We start from the raw sequence: 1,983 nt of genomic DNA on the forward strand, positions 1-1,983 counted from the left end.
TGTATTAGGCACGCCGCCAGCGTTCACTCTGAGCCAGGATCAAACTCTCCATATTTATACTTCTCGCAACGGCAAAGCCGTTACTGCGAGCGGGAGCTTTCGCTCCCTGCACCCACCTAAAGCTACAAAGATTTACGAAAAAACAAGTTTTTCGCAAACCATAAATTTCTAAGGATAACATTAAAACCGAAGCTTGGCTCAGGTCTTATTCTGCGTCTTAAATTTAATCTATGATTTAAACTCTTTATACTTATACAGGTAGATACGATTATGAAGTTTTTAATCTAAAAACTTTATGTTTTTGTAACATTGTTTTTATGGATAGGTTTAGTTAAAGCTAGATGCTAACTTAGATATTCGTTACGGACGTAAAGAATTCTCGAAATTTCGATCCGGCGATCTAAATCTTAAATCCATAGGCTCAATCGATCACTTGTTTAGATTTCAAAGATTGACTAAAGATATTTGTTTTTAACAGTTAAAATTTTAAAAAACGCGTTCGCTAAAAGGCTAAAACTACTAGGACTTAAGAGTTAAGAAAGCAGGTTCGGCTCGGTGCGAAACAGAATTGTGATTATACAAGAGTGATGCTTAAAGGGGGCTGAATACGCAAGAGAAATTTTAAAGAGAAATTTTAAAAAACGGTTTTGGAAAATTTCAAATTTTATAATGAAATTTTATGCTTAGCGTGCCTGAGACAAATTTCATCTCCAGCCTCCGTAAAAATTTTATAAATTTTGCAAACGACCGCATCCAAACTAAAATTTCATTATACCGCGATATGCCGTAATATCACGACCGCTGACCGCGCCCATTTGTCCAAAAACCCACTTGCAAAACACTTAAGCGCACGATTATAAGATTTCGCTATAATCACATCCGATTTAAAATTTATCAAAATTTAAAAGGATTTCTATGCGCGCAATTTTTTCTATCTATATCTTTATCATCGCAGCCCTTATCGGCATCGAGCTCTCGCTCGGCGCACTCGTCGCGCCCGTGGTATTTTTCCCGCAGCAGATTATCGGAGAGGGCGTGCTATCGCACTTTCAAAGCGGCAAGCTAATGAGCGAGATCTTCGTAAAATACGGCGGCATCCTCATCGCAGTCTCGGTCATCTGCCTCGTTTTTGAGATGATAAATTTCAACAACAACAAATCGCAATCCTTTCGCTTGCGCCTTTCGACCCTGATGCTGACGCTCGTAAATATCATACTTGCCCTACTTTTCGTGCTTTACTTTACCGACTACGTCATAAATGCCCAAAAGATCGGCGCAGAAGCGACGATGACGCCGGAATTTGCCCAAATCCACGCGGCTAGCGAATGGTGCATGAAACTCATCATCGTGTTTCAAACGGTGCTGTTTTTCGCAAAAATCCTCCCCTCCCTGGCTGCGAGAGATGTCGCAGCAGCGAAAGACGCGCGGGATGAAGATTAAAATTTACTACGAAGATACCGACGCGCAGGGCATCGTGTATCACGCAAACTACATAAAATTTTGCGAGCGGGCGCGCAGCGAGGCGCTTATGCAGGCGGGAGTGGACTTCGCGCGCGCGGACGCACACTTCGTAGTTAGCGAGCTTTGCGCTAAATTCCTCCGCCCCGCGCGCCTCGGCGATACGCTTGAAATTCGCACAAGCCTAGCCGCGCTCAAAAACGCCAGCGCCCTTTTGCGGCAAGAAATTTACAAGATCAAAGATATTAAAAACGTCGATTTCAGCGAGCTTTTATACGCACAGGACGTAAAAATCGCCTTTGTAAAAGATGGCAGGCCGATCAAATTTAGCGCCGAAATTTTAGAATTTTTCAAATCTTTGAGATAAATTTATCTCGCGAGTTCAAATTTGACCTAGTCGTGTGCGGCACAAACATAGCGTAGACCGGCTTTCGGCGTAAAATCCAATAATGCGCAGAGTTCTTGGGCGGTAATAATATTTGCGGGCTAGATAAAATTTTACGACATAGAATTTCACTCGGCATT

2 protein-coding genes are annotated in these 1,983 nt (G+C 42.4%); both read left to right on the forward strand.

All coding sequences use genetic code 11. The features are described 5' to 3' along the window. The first annotated feature begins 915 nt into the window (after positions 1–915). Positions 916–1,440, forward strand: coding sequence for a DUF4149 domain-containing protein (locus Q0256_RS09355; protein WP_297962445.1), 525 nt, complete (start codon positions 916–918; stop codon positions 1,438–1,440). Beyond that, positions 1,430–1,825: a YbgC/FadM family acyl-CoA thioesterase gene (locus Q0256_RS09360; RefSeq protein ID WP_297962446.1), complete on the forward strand. Its 396-nt coding sequence runs from the start codon at positions 1,430–1,432 to the stop codon at positions 1,823–1,825. The genes Q0256_RS09355 and Q0256_RS09360 overlap by 11 nt, the downstream gene beginning before the upstream one ends. Positions 1,826–1,983: the final 158 nt, after the last annotated feature.

It is taken from the genome of uncultured Campylobacter sp. (assembly GCF_937949835.1).
In the GTDB taxonomy this organism is placed as follows: domain Bacteria; phylum Campylobacterota; class Campylobacteria; order Campylobacterales; family Campylobacteraceae; genus Campylobacter_B.